Here is a 22,980-nt window from a genome sequence, read left to right as displayed (position 1 = left end):
GAGGCGCAGCGGTCATGGCGGATAATCCCGAAGACGGCGACGCAGCCTGGGCCGAAGGCGATGCTGGTGGCGACGGTGGCTCCACCCGCATCCTGAACCAGGATGAAATCGACAGCCTGCTTGGCTTCGACGCCAGTGTCGAAGACGATGCGGACAAGGCCGGTATACGCGCGATCATCAACAGCGCGCTGGTCTCCTACGAGCGTCTGCCGATGCTCGAGGTGGTGTTCGACCGCCTCGTGCGCCTGATGACGACGTCTTTGCGCAATTTCACCTCGGATAACGTCGAAGTCTCGCTGGACAACATCACGTCGATCCGTTTCGGCGATTACCTGAATTCGATCCCGCTGCCGGCCATCCTCAGTGTGTTCCGTGCCGTGGAATGGGACAATTACGGCCTGCTGACCGTCGACAGCTCGCTGATCTATTCGATCGTCGACGTGCTGCTGGGCGGCCGGCGCGGCACGGCGGCGATGCGCATCGAAGGTCGCCCCTACACCACGATCGAGCGCAACCTGGTCGAGCGCATGGTCAACGTGGTACTCGACGACATGCGGGCCGCCTTCGAGCCGCTGGCCCCGGTCAATTTTTCCTACGACCGCATCGAGACCAACCCGCGTTTCGCCACCATCGCCCGCCCGGCCAATGCGGCAATTCTTGCCCGCCTGCGCGTCGACATGGAGGATCGCGGCGGCCGCCTCGAACTGATGCTGCCCTATGCCACCCTGGAGCCGGTTCGCGAACTGCTGCTCCAGATGTTCATGGGCGAGAAGTTCGGCCGCGACTCGATCTGGGAAAATCACTTGGCCACCGAACTGTGGTCGACCGATGTCGAGATCGAGGCGGTGCTGGACGAGCAGATCATGACGCTGGGCCAGGTGATGAACCTCGAGGTCGGCAAGACCATCATGTTCAATGCCACCCCGGAATCGGTGGTGCTGATGCGCTGCGGCGGCGTTTCCATGGTGGAAGGCCGCATGGGCCGCATGGGCAACAACATCGCCGTGAAGATCGACCGCACCCTGAAAAACCTGGGAGGCATGTGATGACCCTGTCCATGATCGTGGAAATCGTCGTCGCCGTCCTGCTGGTGATTACCCTGTCGATTTCGCTGGTCCTCAACCGGCGGCTCGGCAACCTGCGGGCCAACCAGGAAGAGATGCGCCGCCTGATCGTCGAGTTCGACAGGGCGCTGTCGCGCGCCCGTCAGGGCCTGGGCGAGCTGAAGACCACCTCGGCGGCGGCGGATGCTGCACATGAGGAACGCATGAAGGAAGCGCGCACCCTGCGCGACGAACTCGGCTTCATGGTCGAGACGGCGGACCGGCTGGCCGACCGGCTGGCCGGCGAGGCCGCCGGCTCGCGCAGCCAGCGGCAGGAACGGACGCCGGCGGCCCGGGCGGAACAGGCCGCGCCGCGCGCTCAGGAGCGTACGCAGGAGGCGGTGACGCCGTTCCCTGCCGCGCGCAAGCCGGCCGGCGAAGCGGCCGGTGCCGGCCGTGATTTCCGGATCGAGCCGCGCTCCGATGCAGAACGTGAATTGCTGATGGCCCTGAGGCAGGCGCGATGAAGGCTGCCGCGCGGCAGACGCAGTCCACGACGCCGACGGGCGAAACGATACGGCGGTCGCTGGCCCGTCGTGTCCGGATTCTGCCCCTGACCATTCTGGCCGTGGCCTTGCTGCTGGGCCTGAAAATCGGCGCGCTGTGGGAGGGCCGGGCAGAACTGTTCGTCACGGCCGCCGGCGCCCAGCAGGCTGCGCCGCAGGCCACCGGCCAGCCGATGCAGGTGGCACCGCACCAGCCCGCCGGCGCGGCATCACCACCGGCGACGGCACGGCCCCAGCAGCTGGCCCAGGCGACGCCGGCCCATGGCGAGCCGGCCCCGGCAGCCCAGGGCGAGGCGCCCAAAGCCGAAACGTCCAACGGGGAAGGTTCGGGCGGCGCGGCCGCTGCGCCGGGCTCGTCCACGATCAAATCGCTCGCCGATCGCGACCCGACCACCTTCACGCGGTCGGAAATCGAACTGCTGGCCAATCTGGCGCAGCGCCGTGACCAGCTCGAGCAGCGCTCGCGTGAACTGGATCTGCGCGAGAGCCTGATGGCGGCGGCCGAGAAGCGCATCGACGAGCGCATTGCCGAGCTGAAGAAGCTCGAGGCCAGTATCAAGCAGATCGTCCAGCAGTATGACCAGCAGGAAGAGAAAAACCTGCAGAGCCTGGTCAAGGTCTACGAGAACATGAAGCCGAAGGATGCGGCGCGCATCTTCGAGAAGCTGGACCCGGATGTCCTGCTCAATGTCGTCGAGCGGATGAAGGAGGCCAAGGTGGCCGCCGTGCTGTCCGAGATGTCGCCGGCCACCGCCCAGGACCTGACGGTGCGTCTGGCAACCCGCAAGCAGATTCCGGCCAGCCTGCGGGCCGGTGCTGCGCAATCCACCGCAGCCCCGGCCGGACCAGCCGCAGGCACGGCTGGCGCGCGGGCCCCGGCAGCGCCTGCCGCGGCGGCGAAATAGCGCCGCCAGAGGACCGTTGAAACATTATTAACAGAGGGTTAATTGCCTGAAAACGCAGGTAATTTCCCGTATTGCCGCGCTCTTGGGGCGTGGTACACTACACAATGTTTCAGTGCGGCGTCCCAGAACCGGGATATCGCCCCACCGTCAGTGCCGCAGGAGGCGTGCAAGGATGGCAATCGATCTCAGTGCGCTTCTTGGAGGCAACGTCAGTTCGGCGACTGTGTCGCCGCTGGCCATGTTCAAGAAGCTGCAGAAACTCGCCGAAGAGAACAAGGCCGAGCATGCGTCCGACAGTGCCGCGGAGCAGGCCAAGTCCGTCGTGCGCGAGTTCAACAACGCCGCTACTCGCCTGCGCAACTCGCAATACAAGCAGAGCAACGCGCAGGTCCAGAACGACGTCATCTATTTCAAGAACCGCGTGAACTCCGCGACCACGGTGTCGGAGCTGATCAACGACGACCGGTTCCTCCGCGTGCTGGCCAACGCCAACGGTTTCGGCGATCTCTTCAGCACCGACAAGCAGAAGCTGAAGGATATCCTGACCAGCGACCTGTCGGACCCGGCCTCGGCGGCCTATCAGGGCTCGCTGAAGGAGCTCGAGTTCGCCAAGAAATATAATTTCGGCGCCAGCGGCACCCAGCTGGATGCCAACGGCAATATTGTCGGCATCGATGCCAGCGGCAAGCTGGTCAATGACGGCAGCCAGGCCACCGACCTGCCGGCCGGCCTCGCCAAGCTCAAGGGACTGGCGGTCGACCTGAACGGTACTGCCCTGGTGGTCAGCGGTGCAGCCAAGCCGAGCGACAATGGCAAGCTGATTGCCGGACCGGATGTGGCCAGCAACGATGCGGCGGCCTATTCGAAGGCGCTGACCAAGCCGCTGCTGCAGGAACAGGCTGCGCCGGATCCGTCTGCGGCGCCGTCCTATTACGAATATGACGGGACCGAATACCAGACCTATGTCAAGCGCAAGGACCTGCAGAAGGACGTCGATTACTACAGGGAAAATATCGGCAGCGTGAAGTCGCTGGACGACCTGTTTGGTAACCAGCGTCTGCTCACCTTCGTGCTCAAGTCCTATGGTCTGGAGAGCGAGGCGCAGTATCCCGGCAAGATCAGGAAGATCATCGAAAGCGATCTGAGCGATGTCAATTCGCTGGCCAACCGTTTTCAGGACCCGCGGTACCAGCAGCTGACAAAAGATCTCAGCGTTAATATCCTTGGCACCGGCAAGCTGACTCTGCAGTCGACCACCGACGACATCGTCAAGAAATACCAGCAGACCTCCTACGAGCAGTATCTCGACGACCAGGCGCCCGGCGTGCGTGCAGCGATCGAGTTCGAGCGCCGGATCAAGGACGTGACCCAGACGGTGCAGCTGCTTGGCGACTCGGTGCTGCGCGAGGTGGTCACCGTGGCCAACAATATCCCCAAGGAACTGGCCTACCAGGAAACCGATGCCCAGATCGCCGCGCTGGAAAAGCGGGTCGACCTCAAGAACCTGAAGAGCGACCAGGGCGAAATCGACAAGCTGGTCCTGCGCTATCTGACCTTCAAGGATGCCGATGGCACCGGCTCGTCGCAGAGTTACCTGCTGAATCTGTTTGGCTAGCGCTCCGGACGGGGCCCGCGCCCCTCCGGCCGGCCGGCTGCCGGCGCCGGGCAAGCGCTGATTTTGATGTGCAAACAGACTGTTAACGCTCTCGCGTTATCCTGACACGCTTCTATAATCAGGTGTTGAACAGCGCGATTCCCGTGCTGCGGAAGTCAGGGAGCATGGCGGAGAGGCGGAAGCAGCGGAAACCGGCGGATCAGGAGATGTTCCGCCTTCCCGGTGTGACCGGCATGCTGTGTGCCGGCGCGCTGCGTGCCGGCGCGTTGCGTGGTTGTGCGTTGGGCATTCTGTCGTCTGCCATCGTCTCCGCCACCGCCCTCGGCCAGACCGTCCCGCAGATCAACACGCCCCCCGCCGGCCGGCCGCAGATCCCGCAGCCGGCACCCCAGCCGGCCATCCCGCCGGCGGCACCTGCCGCCCGCCCGGCCGCCGCCCAGCCGGCCTCCGGCGCCGTGCCATCGGCTGCTGTCCCCGTCCGTGCCGGCGAGCATCCCACCTTCACCCGCATGGTGTTCGACTGGCCCGAGCGGGTCGAATACACCGCCAGTGCCGAGAACGGCGAGGCGAATATCCGCTTCGCCAACCCGCGGCCGGTCGCCCTCGGCCGCCTGCCGCAGTTTCCGCCGCGCGGGGTCAGCAACCTGAAGACACGCAGCGACGGCGGCGCCACCGAGGTCACGTTTAGCATCCCGTCCGGTGCGACCCTGAAGACCTGGCGCGATGGCACCAAGGTGGTGGCCGACGTCACCCAGCCGGCGGCCGATCCCGCGGCGAAGCCCGAGGCCGCGAAGGCCGATACCGCGAAAACAGAGGTGCCGAAGGCCGCCGCGGCACCGAAAGCCGAGGCACCGAAGGGCGAGGCCGCCCGGCCGGCAGAAGCGCCGCGCAAGGCCGAGGCCGCGCCGCCAGCACCGGCAAAGTCCGCCGAGCCACCGAAGGCCGCCGAAAAACCGGCCGAGAAGCCGGCAGAGAAGACGACTGCGGCCGCTGCGCCGAAGCCGGCTGCCGCAATGCCGCCCGCCGCCGCTGCGGCTGTCAATCCGCAGGCCGGCAAGGACGGCGTGCCGGCTGCGGCGCCGCTTGCATCGGTACAGACCGCGCCGCTGGGCACCTTCATGCCGGCGCCGCCGACCGGCCCGATCAGCGGCCCGCCGCTGGTGCCGTCGGTTGATTCCAGCCGCACCGGCCCGCTGCTGAATTTCCCCTGGTCGCGGCCGGTGGCGGCCGCGGCGTTCCAGCGCAATGGCAATCTCTGGCTGGTCTTCGACCGTCCCGCCAGTGTCGACCTGCGGCCGATCACCACGCGCGACTGGGGTGGGGCCATCAACGGCATCGAGCAGCTGCCGGTCGCGGGCATGACGGTGCTGCGGCTGGCGGTGCCGAGCGGTACGACGGCCAGCTTCGTGCGCCGCAATGCCGGCTGGCAGGTCGGCATCAACACGATCCAGCCCGAACAGCTGGTACCCAGGGAAAGCGCGTCGCCCGCGGCCGACGATGGCGGGCCGCCGGGGCAGAATGCCCAGAACGGACAGAACGGCCGGGCGCCGGAGATCGATGTGCGCCGCCAGCTTGATGCCGATGGCGGCGCCAAGCTGTTCTTTGCCGCCAACGATCCGGCCACGCCGCTGTCGGTGCCGGATCCCGACACCGGCGAGACCCTGACCGTGGTGCCGTTCGCCGGATCGAACGGCGGGGTACCGGTGCGGCGCGATTTCATCGAGCTGAGCGTGCTGCCGAGCTATCAGGGGCTGGCGCTGGAGCCGCGCAGCGACAATCTCGAGATCCGCCGCTTCCCGCGCGGCGTCGAGATCGGCACGCCCAACGGCATGGCCCTGTCGTCGCCGCGGGGTGCCAATCCGAAAAGCGGATCGACCGAAATCCTGCTGTACGACGACTGGCGCAAGGTGCCGGGCAAGACCTATCTCGAGCAGAAGGACGACCTGCTCTACAAGCTGTCGATGTCGCCGCCGGGACAGCGGCAGGCGGCGCGGCTGGCGCTGGCGGAATTCCTAGCATCCCATGACATGATGCCGGAAGCGCTCGGCGTGCTGGCCCGGGCGCGGGCCGAGCAACCAGACCTGGAACGCGACAAGCTGTATCGCGCGCTGCGCGGCGTCGCCAACCTGCGGCTCGGCCGGCTGAACGAGGCCGGCGAGGACCTCGATTCCAAGATCTTCGACGACGATCCCGACATTCTGGCTTATCGCGGCATGCTGGCGGCCGAACGCGACGACTGGCCGGCGGCGCGGCGCTCGTTCTCGCTGGCCGGTGCCGCGGTTGCCAAGTTTCCCCCCGACCTGCGCACGCCGATCCGGCTCGAGATGGCGCGGGCCTGGCTGGCCGGCGGCGATGTGGCGGCGGCCACCGCCGAACTGAAGGCACTCGGCGACGACGAGATGACCCGCGGCGAGGCGGCGGAAGGCAACTACGTCCGCGGCCTGCTCGCGGAAGCCACCAACAAGCCGGAAGACGCGATCCGCCTGTTCGACCAGGCATCCGGCAGTGGTGACCGCCGCGCCCGAGCATTGGCCGAATTCGCCAAGACCGATCTGCTGCTGTCGCGCAAGCTGATCAACAACGAACAGGCGATCGAGCAACTCGACAAGCTGCGCTTCGCCTGGCGCGGCGGCCCGTATGAATTCAACCTGCTGCGCCGGCTCGGCGAGTTGCAGTTCTCGGTCGGCGACCTGCGTGGCGGCATCACCATCTTCCGCCAGCTGGTCAAGTATTTCCCGAAATCGCCGGAAGTGCCGCTGCTGACCAAGCAGATGAGCGACGAATTCGCCAAACTGTTCCTCGATGGCGGCGCCCAGTCGCTGCCGCCGCTGACGGCGCTGGCGCTTTATTACGACTACCGCGAACTGACGCCGCCTGGTCCCGAGGGCGACGAGATCATCAGCAAGCTGGCCGACCGGCTGGTGTCGGTCGATCTGCTGAACCGTGCGGCGGAACTGATCGAGCATCAGATCACCTATCGCCTGCGTGGCGATGCCCGCGCCAAGGCCGGCGCCCGGCTGGCGGTCGTCTATCTGCTCGACCGCAACCCGGATGCCGCGCTGAAGTCGCTGCAGAACACCGAGATGCCGAATATCCCGCCGGCGGTGGCGCAGGAACGCCGGCTGCTGCAGGCGCGGGCGCTTGCCGATCTCGACCGCTACGCCGAGGCGCTCAACCTGCTGGGCCAGGACCAGAGCCCGGACGCGATGAACCTGCGCGCCGACATCAACTGGCGGGCCAAGGACTGGCTGGCCTTTGCCCGCAATGCCACGCAGATGCTCGGCAACCGCTATGCGGACCCGGCGCCGCTGACGCCCGAGGAACGCAATCGCGTGCTCAAACTGGCGGTGGCCTATTCACTGAGCAACGATACGGCGGCGCTGGTCGACCTGCGCCGCAAATACGACGACAAGTTCAAGGATACGGCGGACGCGTCGACCTTCTCCGCCATTGCCAGCACGATCACCCGCGACAGCGGCGATCCGCGCCAGCTGGCGGCCACGATTGCCCAGATCGGGCAGTACGAGGCCTTCATGAGCCATTATCGCGAGCGGGTCGCCAAGGGTGGTCTTAGCGCCATCAATTAATTGATGGCGAGGGCGGACTGCCTAGTTGCCGCCGAGGAAACTCTGCACCAGCGCGGCGCAGACCAGGTTCCAGCCATCCACCAGCACGAAGAAAATCAGCTTGAAGGGCAGGGAGATGATCACCGGCGGCAGCATCATCATGCCCATCGACATCAGCACCGAGGCGACCACCATGTCGACCACGATGAAGGGGATGAACAGCAGGAAGCCGATTTCAAAGGCCCGCTTCAGCTCGCTGATCATGAAGGCCGGAATCAGGATGCGCAGCGAAACCTGTTCCGGCGTGGCGGGCAGGGGTTCGCGGGCGAAGCCGGCGAACAGTGCCAGGTCCTTCTCGCGCACCTGACTGCGCATGAATTCATGGAACGGCGCGATGGTGCGGTCGAACGCCGTGCGCTCGTCGATCTGTTCCTCGATCAGGGGCTGGATGCCGTCGTTATAGGCCTTTTCCAGCACCGGCTGCATGATGAAGAAGGTGAGGAACAATGCCAGGCTGACCAGCACGGTATTCGGCGGCGTCGTCTGCGTGCCCATGGCGCTGCGCAGGATCGACAGCACGATGGAAATCCGGATGAAACTGGTCATCACCACCAGGATCGATGGCGCCAGTGTCAGCACCGTCATCAGCGCGATCAGCTGGATGACGCGGCCGGTCAGGGTGCCACCCTGGCCGAGATCGAGAGTAACCGACTGGGCGAGCGTCGCCTGCGGCAGCAGCAGTACCGCCAGGGTGATGGTGGCGACCGCGATCAGGGTGAGGCGACGCATACCGGATTTACTTTCGGTCGGGGCCGCGGCCCGGGACCCGCAGGGTCGGCCAGCCGCCGGAATCGGCAGGACCGGCACTGCGGGTTTCACCGGCCTCTTCGACCGGAATGCCGGCTTCGATGACGAGATCGCCTCCGCCGCTCAGCAACAGCAGGTGCTCGAGATTGTCGCGCCGGACCAGCACGAGGCGGCGGCTGCCGTCGATCGGCGCGGTCTCCACCACGCCGATGCGCTGGCCGCTGCGCCATTTGCCGAGCCGCGTCTGGCCCGACAGGAAGCGCATGACGTAATAGAACAGGCCCAGCATGACGAGCAGGCCGCCGAAGGCCAAGGCGATGTGGGAATAACTGAGGCTGTCCATGTCACTCATATCCGGCGATGGGTCACTCTGGTGGGCGGTGGCGAGTCGGGTCAAGCCGGAACACTGTCGCAGGCAGATTGCCTGCCGGGTGCTATCCCGGCGGGCGGCCGCCCTGGGTGCGATAGATGTAGCTGAGAATCTCGGCAACCGCCGTGAAGGCTTCGAGCGGGATCAGGGCGTCGATGTCCAGCTTGGACAGGATCTCCACCAGATCGGCATCCTCGCGGACCGTGACGCCATGTTCGAGGGCGATCCGGACGATCTGGTCCGCCATATGCCCTTTGCCGGAGGCGACCACCCGCGGGGCGTCTTCACGCTTGGGGTCGTAACGCAGGGCGACCGCCTTGCTTTTGACCGCCGGGCGCGGGAGCGCATCATTCGGGTTTTTTGGCGGATTTGCCAAGAATCTGTCTCCTGTCCGCCGATGGCGGCGGCAATCGTCGGGTGCGGCATCCTAACACGGGGCCCGGTTAACCGAATCTTTACGGCCGGGGACCACCCTGCGAGCCAGGAGTAAAGGACAGCCGGGCAGGCGATCTGCCGGGCCGACCGTTGCGAGGCGTGCATGGATCTTGATCGTGTCGATCTGCTGAAGGCGATCACCCGGCGCATGGAGTGGCTGGGCGAGCGGCAGCGCGTGCTGTCGGAAAATATCGCCAACGCCGACACGCCGGGCTACCAGGCCAAGGATCTCAAGCAGGTTTCGTTCAGCGATCTGGTCAAGGGGTCGCAGCCGGGCCTGACCGCGCGGGTGACCCAGCCGGATCATATCCGCGGGCTGCCGGGCAGCGAAAGCGACCGCTGGGCGACCAAGCGGCTCAACGATCCCTACGAGACCGCGCCGAACGGCAACAAGGTCGATCTCGAACAGCAGATGCTGAGCGTTGCCGAAACGCAGGGCGATCACAACCTGATGGCCAGCCTGTACCGCAAGCAGATGGGCATGCTGCGCCGCGCGCTCGGCAACGGCGGCGGCAGCGGTGGCTGACGGCGCGGCGGACAGATAGACGGAGGCAGTCATGGATCTCAAGAATGCAATGAAGATCGCCGCCTCGGGCCTGCGTGCCGAGGGCCAGCGGCTCAAGGTCATTTCCGAGAACCTGGCCAATGCCGACTCGCTCGGCCGCACGCCCGGCGCCGATCCCTATCGCCGCAAGGTGGTGAGTTTCAGGTCCGAGCTCGACCGCGCCTCCGGCGCCGAAATCGTTCAGGCACAGCCGCCGGGCACCGACAAGACGGACTTCGAGCTGAAATACGATCCGGGCCATCCGGCGGCCAATGCCGACGGTTACGTCAAGATGCCCAATGTCAACGCGGTCATCGAAATGGCCGATATGCGAGAAGCGCAGCGCACCTACGAAGCCAATCTCAACGTTATCGATTCCGCCAGGCAGATGATCAGCCGTACGATCGACCTGCTGCGGAACTGATGGCCGGGGAAGGAGTTCTGAATCATGGCTGATCTGCGTATAGGCAATCCCCTCCAGGGCCTTACCGTCACCCAGGCACCGGGTACCGGGCAGACGGCTGCGGCCGGCGGTTTCGGCGACATGCTGCGCACCGCCCTGCAGGACAGCGTCGATGCGGCCAAGAAGTCCGAGCAGATGTCCGCCCAGGCGGTGGCCGGCAAGGCCGATGTGACCGACGTGGTCACGGCGGTGAACAATGCCGAGATGGCCCTCGATACCGTGGTCGCGGTTCGCGACCGGGTGATTTCCGCCTATCAGGAAATCATGCGCATGCCGATCTGATCTGGCCGATCTGATCCGTTGGGCCCATTCCATTGGGCCGGAGCGTGGAATCGGTTATGATTGGCGGCACGGAGCGAATCGATGACGGCCGTCGAAGTCACTGACATCATGCGCGAAGCGATCTGGACCCTGCTGAAGGTGGCGGGGCCGCCGATGATTGTCAGCCTGGTAATCGGCCTGCTGATCTCGCTGTTCCAGGCCCTGACCCAGTTGCAGGAACCGACCCTGACGTTTGTCCCGAAGATCGTCGCCATTTTCGGCACCCTGGTGGCGACGATGCCGTTCATGATCACGACGATGATCGGCCTGATGCAGCATCTGATGCAGCGCATCGCCGGCCTGCAGTAGCGGGGCGGGCGGTGCTGCAGGATCTCGTTGCCGGCAATGCTTACGCCTTCATCGTGATTTTCTGCCGGCTGGGCGCGGCCATGATCTCGCTGCCCGGCGTTGGCGAGGCCTCGGTATCGCCGCGCATCCGGCTGACCATCGCATTGCTGATGTCCGGCGTCTCGGTGCCGGTGCTGGCGTCCTCGCTGCCGCCGCTGCCGGCCCAGCCGATGCAGCTGGCCTTTCTGGTCGTCTCCGAGATCGGCTTCGGCCTGGCGCTCGGACTGCTGTCCCGCCTGATCTTTTCCGCCCTGCATGTCGGCGGCACGATTATCGCGTTGCAGGCCGGCCTGGCCTCCGCGGTGTTTTTCGACCCCAATCAGGGTTCGCAGTCGGCCATAGTCAGCAGCGCGATGATTCTGTTCGGTGTGACCCTGGTGTTCGCCACCAACCTGCATCTTCTGGCTCTGCAGGCCGCCTATGACAGCTATACCCTGTTTCCGCCCATGCAGGCGCCGGCCTTCGGCGATTTTGCCGAGGTGGCGACCCATATGGTCAGCGGCAGCATCGCGCTGGGGGTGAAACTGGCGGCGCCGTTCATCGTTTACGGAATTGTCTTCAACGTTGCGCTCGGCCTGCTCAACCGGCTGATGCCGCAGCTGCAGATTTTCTTCATCATGCAGGCGCCGCAGATCGCCCTGTCGCTGATCCTGTTCGGCCTGTCGCTGGGCGCCATGGGCCTATTGTTCACAACGCGGTTCGAGGCGCTGATGGCCCAGTTCCTCGTGCCACGCTAAAGGAGACGGGAGATGGCTGAAGACGCCGATCCAGACTCCAAAACCGAAGACCCTTCCGGTAAACGCCTCGAAGAGGCGGCGAACAAGGGCAATATCGCCAAGTCCCAGGAAATCACCCATTGGTTCGTTTTCCTGGCCGCATCGATCTGCCTGTGGGCGTTCAGCGGGTTGATGCCGCGACAGCTGGTCAGCTCGACGCGGGTGTTTTTCGAGCAGCCGGAGCGGATTCCGATCGATCCCAGTCATCTGACGCGAATCGCCCTCGATCTCTTCATGAGCATGGGGCTGGTGCTGTCGCCGGTGATCGGGCTGTTCATGGTGTTCTCGGTGGCCGGCAGCATCGTGCAGAATCCGCCGCGCTTCACGCCGGAAAAGATCGTACCGGATATCACCAAGCTCAATCCGCTGACCGGTCTCAAGAAGATGTTTTCGCTGCCGACCGTGGTCGAGTTCGTCAAGAACGTGCTCAAAATTACCGTGATCGGCATCATCCTGTTCTCGCTGATCTGGCCTGAGCTGGATTCGCTGGAAGAACTGATCGATCTCGACATCACCCTGCTGATCCCGATCACCATGCGGATCATCGCCAAGCTGCTGGGCGCGCTGCTCGGGATCATGGCCGTGGTGGCGCTCGCCGACTACCTGTACCAGAAATATAACTTCACCAAGCAGCTGCGCATGACCAAGCAGGAGGTCAAGGACGAGCACAAGGAGACCGAGGGCGATCCGATGATCAAGGCGCGCCTGCGGCAGATACGCATGCAGCGCTCGCGCAAGCGCATGATGCGGGCGGTGCCGGAGGCCAGCGTGGTGGTCACCAATCCGACCCACTTTGCCGTGGCGCTGAAATACGAAGCCGACAAGATGGATGCGCCGCGCGTGGTGGCCAAGGGCGCCGACCTGATGGCCAAGCGCATCCGCGAGATCGCCGCCGAACACAAGGTCCCGATCGTCGAGAACCCACCGCTGGCCCGTGCCCTGTTCAAGGTCGAGATCGACGACCCGATCCCCTTCGAGCTCTATCGCACGGTGGCGGAGGTGATTTCCTATATCATGCGGCTCAAGCAGGGTATCCAGGCCCAGTACGAGCCCAGCAAGGAGCCGATTCCGGAGCCGGGCTCCGCTGAAGCGCTGGCCCAGGCGGGGCGCTGACGCATGCTGACACATCTATCCGGGTTGCTGGCGGGCGGCATCGGCCGGCAGGCGCAGCTGGTTGCCGAGACCGGGCCGTTTGCCCGGGCGCTGACGCGCGACGGCCGGGTGGTTGCCGCCAATGCCGCCTATCGCGCGCTGGTGTCGCGCCTCGATGCCGAGCCGGTGGAGGCGGTCGAGCTGCCGCCGCCCGGGCAACTGCTGGCCGGAAATGCCGAAGCGGCGACGATCCTGCAGCGGCTGGCGATGCAGACTGCCGCCGGCGCGGTGCGGGAGAATATCGGCATCACGGTTGCCGGCGCCGACCTGCTGTTTCAGGTGATCGCCAGCCCGATGGCGCAGATGCCGGGGCTGACGATCTGGGATATCGAGGATATCTCGACGCGGCAGGACGACCTGCAGACCGCCCTGCGCCAGCGCGACGAGCTGGCGGCCTTTATCGACAATGCCCCGGTCGGCCTCTATTCGGTGCGGCCCGACGGGCAGCTCGTCTTCGTCAACCGCACGCTGGCCGCCTGGCTGGGCAGCAGCCCGGAAGGCATCGTCGCCACGGGCACCGGTCTGGCGGATATCCTGCAGCACGCCGAGGCCCGCGAAGGCGAGACGATGACGCCGGAATGGGAAGGCGGCGAGGCCAAGCTGCGCCCCGCCGGCAGCGGCGAGGCGGCCGGCTTCCGCCTGGTCGGCGTCAGCCAGACGGCGATCCGCGATGCCGAAGGCCATGCCACCCGCTTCAGCGCCGTCGTGCATGACCTGGGCCTCGAACTGCGCCAGCGCGGCACCCTGCGCCCGGTCGAGGCCGAGTTCCGCCGCTTCTTCGACCAGGCGCCGATCGGCATCCTGGTCCTCGACGGCGGCGGCGCGATCCGCGAGGCCAATGCTGCCTTCGCCGCCCTGTGGGGCCGCGACGACTGGCTCGGCCAGCGGCTGGTCGACCTGGTGCGCGAGGAGGATGCGCTGGCCCTGACCCGGCATCTGGTCGCCGTGCGCCGTGGCGAGACCTTCGGCCGGCCGCTCGAAGTCGGGCTGGCCGGCCCGCGCGAACGCATGGTGGAGATGATCGCCGCTACCTCGGCCGAACGCGAGGACGGCCAGTCGGCCCAGCTCGTCTATCTGGTCGACACCACCGACCAGCGCAGCCTGCAGAGCCAGTTTCACCAGAGCCAGAAGATGCAGGCGGTCGGCCAGCTTGCCGGCGGCATCGCGCATGACTTCAACAACCTGCTGACGGCAATGATCGGCTTCTGCGACCTGCTGCTGCAGCGCCATCAGCCGGGCGACCAGTCTTTCGCCGATGTCATGCAGATCAAGCAGAATGCCAGCCGTGCCGCCAACCTGGTGCGCCAGCTGCTCGCCTTCTCGCGCCAGCAGACCTTGGTGCCGAAACTGCTCGATATCACCGACGTGCTGGCCGACCTGCGCAACCTGATCGGCCGGCTGATCGGCGAGACCATCGCCCTGAAGATGGTGCACGGGCGCGATCTCGGCCTCGTCAAGGTCGACCAGGGCCAACTCGAACAGGTCATCATCAATCTTGCCGTCAATGCCCGCGATGCCATGACCGATGGCGGCGAGCTGGCGATCCGCACCGCCAACCGGCATATCGAGCAGGCGATGCCGCTGGGTGCCGAGACGGTGCCGCCGGGCAATTATATCTGCGTCGAGGTCAGCGATACCGGCCACGGCATCGCGCCGGAGAATATCGGCAAGATCTTCGATCCGTTCTTCACCACCAAGGCGGTCGGGGCGGGCACCGGGCTCGGCCTGTCGACGGTCTACGGCATCATCAAGCAGACCGGCGGCTTCATCCATGTCGACAGCGAGAAGGACAGTGGCGCCTGCTTCCGCATCTTCCTGCCGCGCCACCATCCGACGGTCGAGGAACTGGCGGTCGCGCGCGACGACGGCCGCAGCGATCCGCGCGACCTGACCGGCCAGGGTCTGGTGCTGCTGGTCGAGGACGAGGATGCGGTGCGCAGCTTTGCGGCGCGGGCGTTGCGCAACAAGGGCTATACCGTCATCGAGGCGGCGTCCGGCGAACAGGCGCTGGCCCTGCCGGCGGAACAGCTCGAGCGGGTCGAGTTGCTGATCTCCGACGTGGTGATGCCCAATCTCGACGGCCCGGCACTGGCGGCCGAACTGCGCCGGCGCCGGCCGCTGCTCAAGATCCTGTTCATCTCCGGCTATGCCGAGGACAGCCTGCGCAACAACATGGCGAAGTCCGCCCATGTGAACTTCCTGCCCAAGCCGTTCTCGCTCAGCCAGCTGGCCGGCAAGGTCAAGGAAGTGATGGGAGAGGTGGTCCGGCCGGGCGTCTGAGCCCGGGCATCTGAGCCCGTGGAATCATATATTTAAAAGTGATTATCCAGTCGTATTGACGACTGAAGGTGGATTTTTTGCTATAAAATTAAGCGGAAATCCCGCTCCCGCGCCGCCGGATTCGCGCTCCTGTGCCGCCGGCCCGGCAGACCGGAAACTCCGGCAAACACTCGTGTACTCAGCGGGAACAGAACAAAAATATCCAGCGAATACGGGGTCTTGCCGATTTCTCTGGACAATGGCAACAAGATGGGAACATATAGGGTCAGAACAGCGTATCGTTGCAATTCCACCAGCCCCATGAAAGGATGCAGCCGCAATGTCGACCGCAAGTCTTCGCCTCGTGGATAAAGAGAACATGGATAAGAGTAAGGCGCTGGAAGCCGCGCTGTCGCAGATCGACCGCACCTTCGGCAAGGGTTCGGTGATGAAACTCGGCTCGCGCCCGATCGTCGAGATCGAGTCGGTCTCGACCGGCTCGCTCGGGCTCGACATCGCGCTGGGCATCGGCGGCCTGCCGCGCGGCCGCATCGTCGAGGTCTACGGGCCGGAAAGTTCGGGCAAGACCACCATCGCCCTGCATGTGGTGGCCGAGGCCCAGAAGAAGGGCGGCACCTGCGCCTTCATCGACGCCGAGCACGCGCTCGACCCGGGGTACGCCCGCAAGCTGGGCGTGAATGTCGGGGAATTGCTAATTTCCCAGCCGGATACCGGCGAACAGGCGCTCGAGATCGCCGATACCCTGGTGCGTTCCGGCGCCATCGACGTGCTGGTCATCGACTCGGTCGCCGCCCTGGTGCCGAAGGCGGAACTGGAAGGCGAGATGGGCGACAGCCTGCCCGGCCTGCAGGCCCGTCTGATGAGCCAGGCGCTCCGCAAGCTGACCGCCTCGATCTCCAAGTCGAACACCATGGTGATCTTCATCAACCAGATCCGCATGAAGATCGGTGTGATGTTCGGCAACCCGGAGACCACCACCGGCGGCCATGCGCTGAAATTCTATGCCTCGGTCCGCCTCGATATCCGCCGCATCGGTGCCATCAAGGTGCGCGACGAGGTGGTCGGCAACCAGACCCGGGTCAAGGTGGTCAAGAACAAGGTGGCGCCCCCGTTCAAGGTGGTCGATTTCGACATCATGTACGGCGAGGGCATCTCCAAGACCGGCGAGCTGATCGACCTTGGCGTCAAGGCCAATGTGGTCGAGAAATCCGGCTCGTGGTTCTCCCACGACAGCACGCGGATCGGCCAGGGCCGCGAGGCTGCCAAGCAATTCCTCAAGGAAAATCCGGAAGTTGCCGAAAAGATCGAAGCCGCGATCAAGGCCAACGCCGGAATCGTCGCCGCCGCCATCGATGCTGGCGCGGAAGCCGACGAAACGGAGGATGCCGATTGATCTTTCCCCTCGGGCCGCTATTTGGCGGCCTATGAGTTCTCTCCTCCATGGGAACCCCGGCACCGGACCTCGGTGCCGGGGTTTTTTTTGCCCTCCGGCCCTGTCCGGCGGGGCATTTTCGCCTTTTGCTGAGGCAGTTAGCCCCTTGCCGGCTGGCTGGACAGGGGGGAGGCGGGACGCTAATTAAGTCGCTTCGCCGGAGGTGATATCCGGCCCATGATACGGAACTGTACCAAAGCTGCCCGGGGCCCCGATCGGGGTGCGGCCGCCGGGTGCGACGAACCAAGGGTATGAAGCCAATGTCCTCCGCCAGCGATATCCGGCAGGCCTTTCTCGACTATTTCGCCAAAGCCGGGCACCAGGTGGTCGACTCCTCGCCGCTGGTGCCGCGCAACGACCCGACCCTGATGTTCACCAATGCCGGCATGGTGCAGTTCAAGAATGTCTTCACCGGCCAGGAGAAGCGCCCCTACACCCGCGCCGCGACCTCGCAGAAATGCGTCCGCGCCGGCGGCAAGCACAACGATCTCGACAATGTCGGCTATACCGCCCGGCACCACACCTTCTTCGAGATGCTCGGCAATTTCTCGTTCGGCGATTATTTCAAGGACGAGGCGATTCCGTTCGCCTGGAACCTGATCACCAGGGAATACGGCCTGCCCAAGGACAAGCTCTGGGTCACCGTCTATCACGACGACGATCAGGCCTTTGATATCTGGAAAAAGATCGGCGTAGCCGAGGATCGCATCGTACGCATCGCCACTTCGGACAATTTCTGGGCGATGGGCGATACCGGCCCCTGCGGTCCCTGCTCGGAAATTTTCTACGACCATGGCGACAAGGTCTGGGGCGGCCCGCCGGGCAGCCCGGATGCCGATGGCGACCGCTATATCGAGATCTGGAACCTGGTGTTCATGCAGTTCGAGCAGGTCAGCAAGGAGCAGCGCATCGCCCTGCCCAAGCCTTCGATCGATACCGGCATGGGCCTCGAGCGCATCACCGCGGTGATGCAGGGCAAGCACGACAATTACGACATCGACATCATGCGCACGCTGATCGAGGCGTCGGCGGATTTCTCAGCCACTGATGCCGATGGCGAGCACAAGATGAGCCACCGGGTGATCGCCGACCACCTGCGGTCGTCCTGCTTCCTGATCGCCGATGGCGTGCTGCCGTCCAACGAGGGTCGCGGTTACGTACTGCGTCGGATCATGCGCCGCGCCATGCGCCATGCCCAGCTGATGGGCTGCAAGGAACCGCTGATGCATCGTCTGGTGCCGTCGCTGGTTTCCGTGATGGGCCGCGCCTTCCCGGAACTTGGCCGTGGCGAGAGCCTGATCGCCGAGACGCTGAAGCTGGAAGAGACGCGCTTCAAGCAGACGCTCGACCGCGGCCTCAAGCTGCTCGACGAGGCCACCGGCAACCTGTCGAAGGGCGACATGCTGCCCGGCGAGACCGCCTTCAAGCTGTATGACACCTTTGGCTTTCCGCTCGACCTGACCCAGGATGCGCTGCGCGCCCGCGGCATCGGCGTCAATCTCGACGGTTTCCAGTCGGCGATGGCCGCGCAGCGCGCCGAGGCGCGCAAGGCCTGGGCCGGGTCCGGTGATGCCGCGACCGAGAAGGTCTGGTTCGACGTCCGCGAAGAACACGGCGCCAGCGAATTCCTCGGTTATGACACCGAGGCCGCCGAGGGCCGCATCGATGCCGTCGTGGTCGGCGGCCAGCCGGTCACCGAGGCGAAGGTCGGCACGGAAGTTGCGGTGGTGCTGAACCAGACGCCGTTCTATGCGGAATCCGGCGGCCAGGTCGGCGATACCGGCCTGATCGTCACCGCCGGCGGCGCGAAGGTTGCCGTCAGCGACACCCAGAAGAAGCTCGGCCTGCTGCATGTCCATGTCGGCAAGGTCACCGAGGGCGTGCTGAAGGCGGGCGACATGGCGACGCTGACCGTCGACCACAAGCGCCGCTCGGCGATCCGCGCCAACCATTCGGCGACCCACCTGCTGCATGCGGCGCTGCGCCGCAAGCTGGGCGAGCATGTCAGCCAGAAGGGCTCGCTGGTCTCGCCCGACCGGTTCCGCTTCGACATCAGCCACCCGAAGCCGCTGAGCGCCGAAGAGGCGTCGGCGGTCGAGGCCGAGGTCAACGAGATGGTGTGCCAGAACACCGACGTCACCACCCGCCTGATGACGCCCGACGAGGCGGTCGCCGCTGGTGCCATGGCGCTGTTCGGCGAGAAATACGGCGACGAGGTCCGCGTGCTCGCCATGGGCAAGCTCGGCGACCGGGATTATTCGGTCGAGCTCTGCGGCGGCACCCATGTGCGTCGCACCGGCGATATCGGCCTGTTCAAGATCGTCAACGAGGGCGCGGTGGCCGCCGGCGTGCGCCGCATCGAGGCGCTGACCGGCGAGGCGGCGCGTAACTACTTCGCCGAACAGGAAGAGATTCTGCGTTCGGCGGCCGATGCGCTGAAGGCGCAGCCGCGGGAAGTGCCGCAGCGCCTGGCCGCCCTGCTGGACGACAAGCGCAGGCTGGAGCGCGAACTCTCCGACCTGCGTAAGCAGCTTGCCCTGGGTGGCGTTTCAGGGGGGGGCGGCGGCGCGGCCGGCCCGCAGGTCAGGGACGTCAACGGCATCAAGTATGCGGCCCGCCGGCTCGACGGCGTGCCGGCCAAGGACCTGCGCGGCATGGTCGATGCCATGAAGAAGGAAATCGGTTCCGGTGTCGTCGCGCTCACCTCGGTGGCCGACGGCAAGGTCGCCGTCGTCGTCGGCGTCAGCACCGACCTGACCGACCGGGTCAATGCCGCCAGTCTGGTCAAGCTCGCCACCCCGCTGATCGGCGGGCAGGGCGGCGGCGGCCGGCCTGATTTCGCCCAGGGTGGCGGCGCCGATCCGGCCGGTGCCGAGAAGGCGCTCGACGCCATCGCCACGGCCCTAGCTTCTTGATGGGGCTGGCTTCTTGAGGCACGCAGCCGCGCCAACGCCGTTCACGGCCTGGCGACGCCGGGTCTTCCAGCTGCTGGCCGACGGCCAGCCGGAACCGGAGACCGGCCATACCGTCATCTCCGCGGTTATCCTGAGCGCCATCATCGCCTGTGCGGCGGCGGTGATGCTGGTGACCATGCCCGGTATCCCCGATGACGTGATCTGGTGGTGCGACCGCGTCCGCGAAGGCACGGACCTGTTCTTCACCGCCGAATATGTGCTGCGCATCTGGATGGCACCGGAATATCTTTACGGCAGTCGGGTGCGCAGCGGCATGGCGCGGCGGCGCTATCTGAAATCCTTCCTCGGCGTGGTCGACCTGCTGGTGATCCTGCCGTTCTGGGTCAACCAGCTCGAGATGCTGCCGCGCGAATGGTATCTCGTGCTCGAGATGCTGACGCTGTTCAAGCTGGCCCGCTATGCGCCGGGCCTGGCGCTGGTTGCCGCCGTGCTGCGCAGTCAGAGCCGCGCCCTGGTGGCATCCTTCCTCACCCTCAGCGTCCTGGTCGTTCTGGCGTCCAGCGTGATGTACGTGCTGGAGCATCAGGCCCAGCCCGCGCAGTTCTCTTCGATCCCGCACAGCCTGTGGTGGGGCATCATCACCATGACCACGGTCGGCTATGGCGACATCGTGCCGATTACGCCACTGGGTAAGATGTTCGGCGGTTTCGTCATGCTGCTCGGCATCGCCATGTTCGCCATCCCGGCCGGTCTGATGGCCACCGGCTTTGCCGAGGAAATCCGCCGCCGCGAGTTCATGGTGACCTGGCGGGCGGTGGCCGCGCTGCCGCTGTTCGCGCATCTGGATGCCAGCCGCATCGCCGAGATCGCCAGCCTGCTGAAAGCGCAGGCCGTGCCGGCCGGCACGGTGATCGTGCGCAAGGGCGACCGCGCGGATTCGATGTTCTTCATCATGGCCGGCCAGGTCGAGGTCGAGATCCTGCCCAACCCGGTGATCCTCGAGACCGGCCAGCATTTCGGCGAGATCGCCCTGATCCGCCGCACCCAGCGCACCGCCACCGTGCTGGCGGTCACCGAATGCCGCCTGCTGGCGCTCGGCGTGGCGGATTTCCAGCGGTTGCTGGACGTGCATCCCGATATTCGCGAACGCATTGCCGCCACCGCCAAGGAACGCCATGCGCAAAGAAAAACGGCGGAGGACGAAACGCCCCCCGCCGCTGTCTAGCTCCGGAACAGTATAGTCCGGAAAGCTCCGGCGTGTTTACGCCAGCGCCTTCTTCAGGTTCTCGTCGATCTTGTCGAGGAACTTCTGGGTGGTCAGCCAGGACTGGTCCTTCGACACCAGCATGGCCAGGTCCTTGGTCATGAAGCCGGCCTCGACGGTGGAGACGCAGACCTTCTCCAGCGTATGGGCGAACTTGTCGAGTGCCGGATTGTCGTCCAGCTTGGCGCGGTGCATCAGGCCGCGGGTCCAGGCGAAGATCGAGGCGATCGGGTTGGTCGAGGTCTCGCGGCCGGCCTGGTGCTCGCGGTAGTGGCGGGTCACCGTGCCGTGCGCCGCCTCGGCTTCGACCACCTTGCCGTCCGGGGTCATCAGCACCGAGGTCATCAGGCCGAGCGAACCGAAGCCCTGCGCCACGATGTCCGACTGCACGTCGCCGTCGTAGTTCTTGCAGGCCCAGACGAATTTGCCCGACCACTTGAGCGCGGCGGCAACCATGTCGTCGATCAGGCGATGCTCGTAGGTGATCTTTTTCGCCTTGAACTGGTCGGCGAATTCCTTGTCGAACGTCTCCTGGAAGATGTCCTTGAAGCGGCCGTCATAGACCTTGAGGATGGTGTTCTTGGTCGACAGATACAGCGGCCAGCCGCGGTTCAGCGCGTAATTCATGCTGGCGCGGGCGAAGTCGCGGATCGAATCGTCGAGGTTGTACATCGCCATGGCGACGCCGGCGCTCGGCGACTTGAAGACTTCTTTCTCGATCACCGCGCCGTCTTCGCCGACGAACTTGATGGTCAGCGTGCCCTTGCCCGGGAACTTGAAGTCGGTGGCGCGATACTGGTCGCCGAAGGCATGGCGGCCGACGACGATCGGATCGTTCCAATGCGGCACCAGGCGCGGCACGTTCTTGCAGATGATCGGCTCGCGGAAGATGGTGCCGCCGAGAATGTTGCGGATGGTGCCGTTCGGCGACTTCCACATGTCCTTGAGGCCGAATTCCTTCACGCGGCCCTCGTCCGGCGTGATGGTGGCGCATTTGACGCCGACGCCGTACTTGAGGATCGCGTTGGCGCTGTCGATGGTGATCTGGTCGTTGGTCTTGTCGCGGGCTTCGATGCCGAGATCGTAATAGATCAGGTCGACGTCCAGGTACGGCAGGATCAGCTTTTCCTTGATGAACTTCCAGATGATGCGGGTCATCTCGTCGCCGTCGAGCTCGACAACCGGATTCTTGACCTTGATCTTGTCCATTCGGACCCCCTTCATGAGCGCGTGCGGAATTGCAAAAAAGGTGGCCGGACCCTAGCAAAGCCTGACCGGCCGGAGAAGGCCTTGCGGCCCGTTTCGCGGGTGGATTTAAACTCTAGGGCAGGCGAGAAAAGATCAAACCGGGACGGTCTGGCAGCGCCAGCCGGCTTACATCCGCCCCGTGGCGGCCGGCTGGTCCGAGGCCGGCGCGGCCTTCAGCAGCGCCAGGGCGGCCTCGGCATCGGCGACCACGGTATACAGCGTGGTCGAGGCGCGGCGGGCGAAGCCGCGTTCCACCACCGTCTCGATCAGGGCCAGCAGGGGCCGCCAGTAGTCTTCGGTATTCAGCACGATGATCGGCTTGTCGTGCAGCTTGAGCTGCCGCCAGGTCACGATCTCGAAGAATTCGTCCAGCGTGCCGAGGCCGCCGGGCAGGGCGATGAAGGCATCCGACATCTCGACCATCATGCGCTTGCGTGTATGCATGCTGTCGACCACATGCAACTCGGTCAGGCCGGTATGTCCGACCTCCCAGTCATGCAGGTGATGGGGGATGATGCCGACCACTTCGCCGCCGGCCGCCAGCGTGGCTTCGGCGACCACGCCCATCAGGCCGATGCGGCCGCCGCCATAGACCAGCCGGATGCCGTTCTCCGCCAGCATGCGCCCGAGGATCTGCGCCTGGGCGGTATAGACCTGGCTCTCGCCGAGGCTGGAGCCGCAATAGACACAAACGGAACGGATCGACGTCATGGGACTCTGGGGCCGGGCTGGGGCTGGCTGGGGTTTCGGAAAGGGGGGATGGGTAGCCGATTCCCCGGCACGATACCAGCGGAAAAGCCCCGAATGTTACCCACGGGTAACTTTTGGTCTAACTTTTTCGTGAACGCGAAAGGACTTATCGTCTGTGCCGGGCGGACCGGCTATACAGGATTATCCGGCCCGGTGCCGGCGACCTAGCAGGGGATATAC

20 protein-coding genes are annotated in these 22,980 nt (G+C 65.3%); 15 read left to right on the top strand and 5 right to left on the bottom strand.

The features are described from left to right. The first annotated feature begins 14 nt into the window (after positions 1-14). The 5 genes from fliM (at position 15) to ACFOOQ_RS00175 (ending at position 7,716) form a co-directional block, all read left to right on the top strand. Positions 15-1,046 carry a flagellar motor switch protein FliM gene (gene fliM / locus ACFOOQ_RS00195; RefSeq protein ID WP_379719972.1) on the top strand — a complete coding sequence of 344 codons (1,032 nt, stop codon included), beginning with the start codon at positions 15-17 and terminating at the stop codon, positions 1,044-1,046. After that, on the top strand, positions 1,046-1,570 hold the full coding sequence (locus ACFOOQ_RS00190; protein WP_379719969.1) for a DUF6468 domain-containing protein: 525 nt from the start codon (positions 1,046-1,048) through the stop codon (positions 1,568-1,570). The genes fliM and ACFOOQ_RS00190 overlap by 1 nt, the downstream gene beginning before the upstream one ends. Then, entirely contained in the window at positions 1,567-2,514 is a 948-nt protein-coding gene (locus tag ACFOOQ_RS00185; protein WP_379719966.1) for a MotE family protein, read from the top strand. The genes ACFOOQ_RS00190 and ACFOOQ_RS00185 overlap by 4 nt, the downstream gene beginning before the upstream one ends. 172 nt (positions 2,515-2,686) lie before the next feature. After that, on the top strand, positions 2,687-4,129 hold the full coding sequence (locus ACFOOQ_RS00180; RefSeq protein ID WP_379719963.1) for a DUF1217 domain-containing protein: 1,443 nt from the start codon (positions 2,687-2,689) through the stop codon (positions 4,127-4,129). Positions 4,130-4,335: 206 nt separating this feature from the next. Beyond that, positions 4,336-7,716, top strand: a complete 3,381-nt coding sequence (locus tag ACFOOQ_RS00175; RefSeq protein WP_379719960.1) for a tetratricopeptide repeat protein — start codon at positions 4,336-4,338, stop codon at positions 7,714-7,716. A gap of 21 nt (positions 7,717-7,737) precedes the next feature. Here ACFOOQ_RS00175 and fliP read toward each other — a convergent pair whose 3' ends face one another. The 3 genes from fliP to ACFOOQ_RS00160 form a co-directional block, all read right to left on the bottom strand. Beyond that, positions 7,738-8,484 (bottom strand): flagellar type III secretion system pore protein FliP, encoded by a 747-nt coding sequence (gene fliP, locus ACFOOQ_RS00170; protein WP_379719957.1) that lies wholly within the window; start codon positions 8,482-8,484, stop codon positions 7,738-7,740. Between the two features lie 7 nt (positions 8,485-8,491). After that, positions 8,492-8,845 (bottom strand): hypothetical protein, encoded by a 354-nt coding sequence (locus ACFOOQ_RS00165; RefSeq protein WP_379719954.1) that lies wholly within the window; start codon positions 8,843-8,845, stop codon positions 8,492-8,494. Positions 8,846-8,936: 91 nt separating this feature from the next. Next, positions 8,937-9,248, bottom strand: a complete 312-nt coding sequence (locus ACFOOQ_RS00160; RefSeq protein ID WP_379719952.1) for an EscU/YscU/HrcU family type III secretion system export apparatus switch protein — start codon at positions 9,246-9,248, stop codon at positions 8,937-8,939. Positions 9,249-9,410: 162 nt separating this feature from the next. Here ACFOOQ_RS00160 and ACFOOQ_RS00155 point away from each other — a divergent pair, with 162 nt between their 5' ends. The 10 genes from ACFOOQ_RS00155 to ACFOOQ_RS00110 all read left to right on the top strand — a co-directional run bounded on the left by ACFOOQ_RS00155 (position 9,411) and on the right by ACFOOQ_RS00110 (position 20,763). Then, on the top strand, positions 9,411-9,833 hold the full coding sequence (locus tag ACFOOQ_RS00155; protein ID WP_379719950.1) for a flagellar basal body rod protein FlgB: 423 nt from the start codon (positions 9,411-9,413) through the stop codon (positions 9,831-9,833). 31 nt (positions 9,834-9,864) lie between these two features. Then, positions 9,865-10,275, top strand: coding sequence for a flagellar basal body rod protein FlgC (gene flgC / locus ACFOOQ_RS00150; RefSeq protein WP_379719947.1), 411 nt, complete (start codon positions 9,865-9,867; stop codon positions 10,273-10,275). 24 nt (positions 10,276-10,299) lie between these two features. Further along, positions 10,300-10,596 carry a flagellar hook-basal body complex protein FliE gene (gene fliE / locus ACFOOQ_RS00145; RefSeq protein WP_379719945.1) on the top strand — a complete coding sequence of 99 codons (297 nt, stop codon included), beginning with the start codon at positions 10,300-10,302 and terminating at the stop codon, positions 10,594-10,596. A gap of 81 nt (positions 10,597-10,677) precedes the next feature. After that, on the top strand, positions 10,678-10,944 hold the full coding sequence (fliQ, locus tag ACFOOQ_RS00140) for a flagellar biosynthesis protein FliQ (protein WP_379719942.1): 267 nt from the start codon (positions 10,678-10,680) through the stop codon (positions 10,942-10,944). An 11-nt stretch (positions 10,945-10,955) separates the two neighbouring features. Beyond that, on the top strand, positions 10,956-11,720 hold the full coding sequence (locus ACFOOQ_RS00135; RefSeq protein ID WP_379719939.1) for a flagellar biosynthetic protein FliR: 765 nt from the start codon (positions 10,956-10,958) through the stop codon (positions 11,718-11,720). A 12-nt stretch (positions 11,721-11,732) separates the two neighbouring features. Further along, positions 11,733-12,872 (top strand): flagellar biosynthesis protein FlhB, encoded by a 1,140-nt coding sequence (flhB, locus tag ACFOOQ_RS00130; RefSeq protein ID WP_379719936.1) that lies wholly within the window; start codon positions 11,733-11,735, stop codon positions 12,870-12,872. 3 nt (positions 12,873-12,875) lie between these two features. Then, a complete protein-coding gene (locus ACFOOQ_RS00125) occupies positions 12,876-15,191 on the top strand; it encodes a PAS domain-containing hybrid sensor histidine kinase/response regulator (RefSeq protein ID WP_379719933.1) in 2,316 nt (771 codons plus the stop codon). A gap of 319 nt (positions 15,192-15,510) precedes the next feature. After that, positions 15,511-16,584 (top strand): recombinase RecA, encoded by a 1,074-nt coding sequence (gene recA, locus ACFOOQ_RS00120; RefSeq protein WP_379719930.1) that lies wholly within the window; start codon positions 15,511-15,513, stop codon positions 16,582-16,584. 299 nt (positions 16,585-16,883) lie between these two features. Further along, the gene (gene alaS / locus ACFOOQ_RS00115) at positions 16,884-19,538 is read left to right on the top strand and encodes an alanine--tRNA ligase (RefSeq protein ID WP_379719927.1); all 2,655 of its coding nucleotides are present in this window, start codon (positions 16,884-16,886) and stop codon (positions 19,536-19,538) included. 13 nt (positions 19,539-19,551) lie between these two features. Beyond that, positions 19,552-20,763, top strand: coding sequence for a cyclic nucleotide-gated ion channel (locus ACFOOQ_RS00110; protein ID WP_379719924.1), 1,212 nt, complete (start codon positions 19,552-19,554; stop codon positions 20,761-20,763). 36 nt (positions 20,764-20,799) lie between these two features. Here the strand turns inward: ACFOOQ_RS00110 and ACFOOQ_RS00105 are convergent, their stop codons facing one another. Then, the gene (locus ACFOOQ_RS00105) at positions 20,800-22,011 is read right to left on the bottom strand and encodes an NADP-dependent isocitrate dehydrogenase (protein WP_379719921.1); all 1,212 of its coding nucleotides are present in this window, start codon (positions 22,009-22,011) and stop codon (positions 20,800-20,802) included. A 165-nt stretch (positions 22,012-22,176) separates the two neighbouring features. After that, positions 22,177-22,761 (bottom strand): LOG family protein, encoded by a 585-nt coding sequence (locus tag ACFOOQ_RS00100; protein ID WP_379719918.1) that lies wholly within the window; start codon positions 22,759-22,761, stop codon positions 22,177-22,179. Positions 22,762-22,980: the final 219 nt, after the last annotated feature.

It is taken from the genome of Ferrovibrio xuzhouensis (genome assembly GCF_042648965.1).
In the GTDB taxonomy this organism is placed as follows: Bacteria; Pseudomonadota; Alphaproteobacteria; order Ferrovibrionales; family Ferrovibrionaceae; genus Ferrovibrio; species Ferrovibrio xuzhouensis.
This window is presented reverse-complemented; position numbering and strand designations above follow the sequence as displayed.

Coding starts and splice junctions, on each gene's coding strand:
- ACFOOQ_RS00165 (WP_379719954.1), bottom strand. CDS start 8,845: ATGGACAGCCTCAGTTATTCCCACATCGCCTTGGCCTTCGGCGGCCTG.
- ACFOOQ_RS00185 (WP_379719966.1), top strand. CDS start 1,567: ATGAAGGCTGCCGCGCGGCAGACGCAGTCCACGACGCCGACGGGCGAA.
- fliP (WP_379719957.1), bottom strand. CDS start 8,484: ATGCGTCGCCTCACCCTGATCGCGGTCGCCACCATCACCCTGGCGGTA.
- fliE (WP_379719945.1), top strand. CDS start 10,300: ATGGCTGATCTGCGTATAGGCAATCCCCTCCAGGGCCTTACCGTCACC.
- ACFOOQ_RS00180 (WP_379719963.1), top strand. CDS start 2,687: ATGGCAATCGATCTCAGTGCGCTTCTTGGAGGCAACGTCAGTTCGGCG.
- ACFOOQ_RS00190 (WP_379719969.1), top strand. CDS start 1,046: ATGACCCTGTCCATGATCGTGGAAATCGTCGTCGCCGTCCTGCTGGTG.
- ACFOOQ_RS00100 (WP_379719918.1), bottom strand. CDS start 22,761: ATGACGTCGATCCGTTCCGTTTGTGTCTATTGCGGCTCCAGCCTCGGC.
- ACFOOQ_RS00155 (WP_379719950.1), top strand. CDS start 9,411: ATGGATCTTGATCGTGTCGATCTGCTGAAGGCGATCACCCGGCGCATG.
- ACFOOQ_RS00175 (WP_379719960.1), top strand. CDS start 4,336: ATGTTCCGCCTTCCCGGTGTGACCGGCATGCTGTGTGCCGGCGCGCTG.
- fliM (WP_379719972.1), top strand. CDS start 15: ATGGCGGATAATCCCGAAGACGGCGACGCAGCCTGGGCCGAAGGCGAT.
- ACFOOQ_RS00105 (WP_379719921.1), bottom strand. CDS start 22,011: ATGGACAAGATCAAGGTCAAGAATCCGGTTGTCGAGCTCGACGGCGAC.
- fliQ (WP_379719942.1), top strand. CDS start 10,678: ATGACGGCCGTCGAAGTCACTGACATCATGCGCGAAGCGATCTGGACC.
- alaS (WP_379719927.1), top strand. CDS start 16,884: ATGTCCTCCGCCAGCGATATCCGGCAGGCCTTTCTCGACTATTTCGCC.
- flgC (WP_379719947.1), top strand. CDS start 9,865: ATGGATCTCAAGAATGCAATGAAGATCGCCGCCTCGGGCCTGCGTGCC.
- flhB (WP_379719936.1), top strand. CDS start 11,733: ATGGCTGAAGACGCCGATCCAGACTCCAAAACCGAAGACCCTTCCGGT.
- recA (WP_379719930.1), top strand. CDS start 15,511: ATGTCGACCGCAAGTCTTCGCCTCGTGGATAAAGAGAACATGGATAAG.
- ACFOOQ_RS00125 (WP_379719933.1), top strand. CDS start 12,876: ATGCTGACACATCTATCCGGGTTGCTGGCGGGCGGCATCGGCCGGCAG.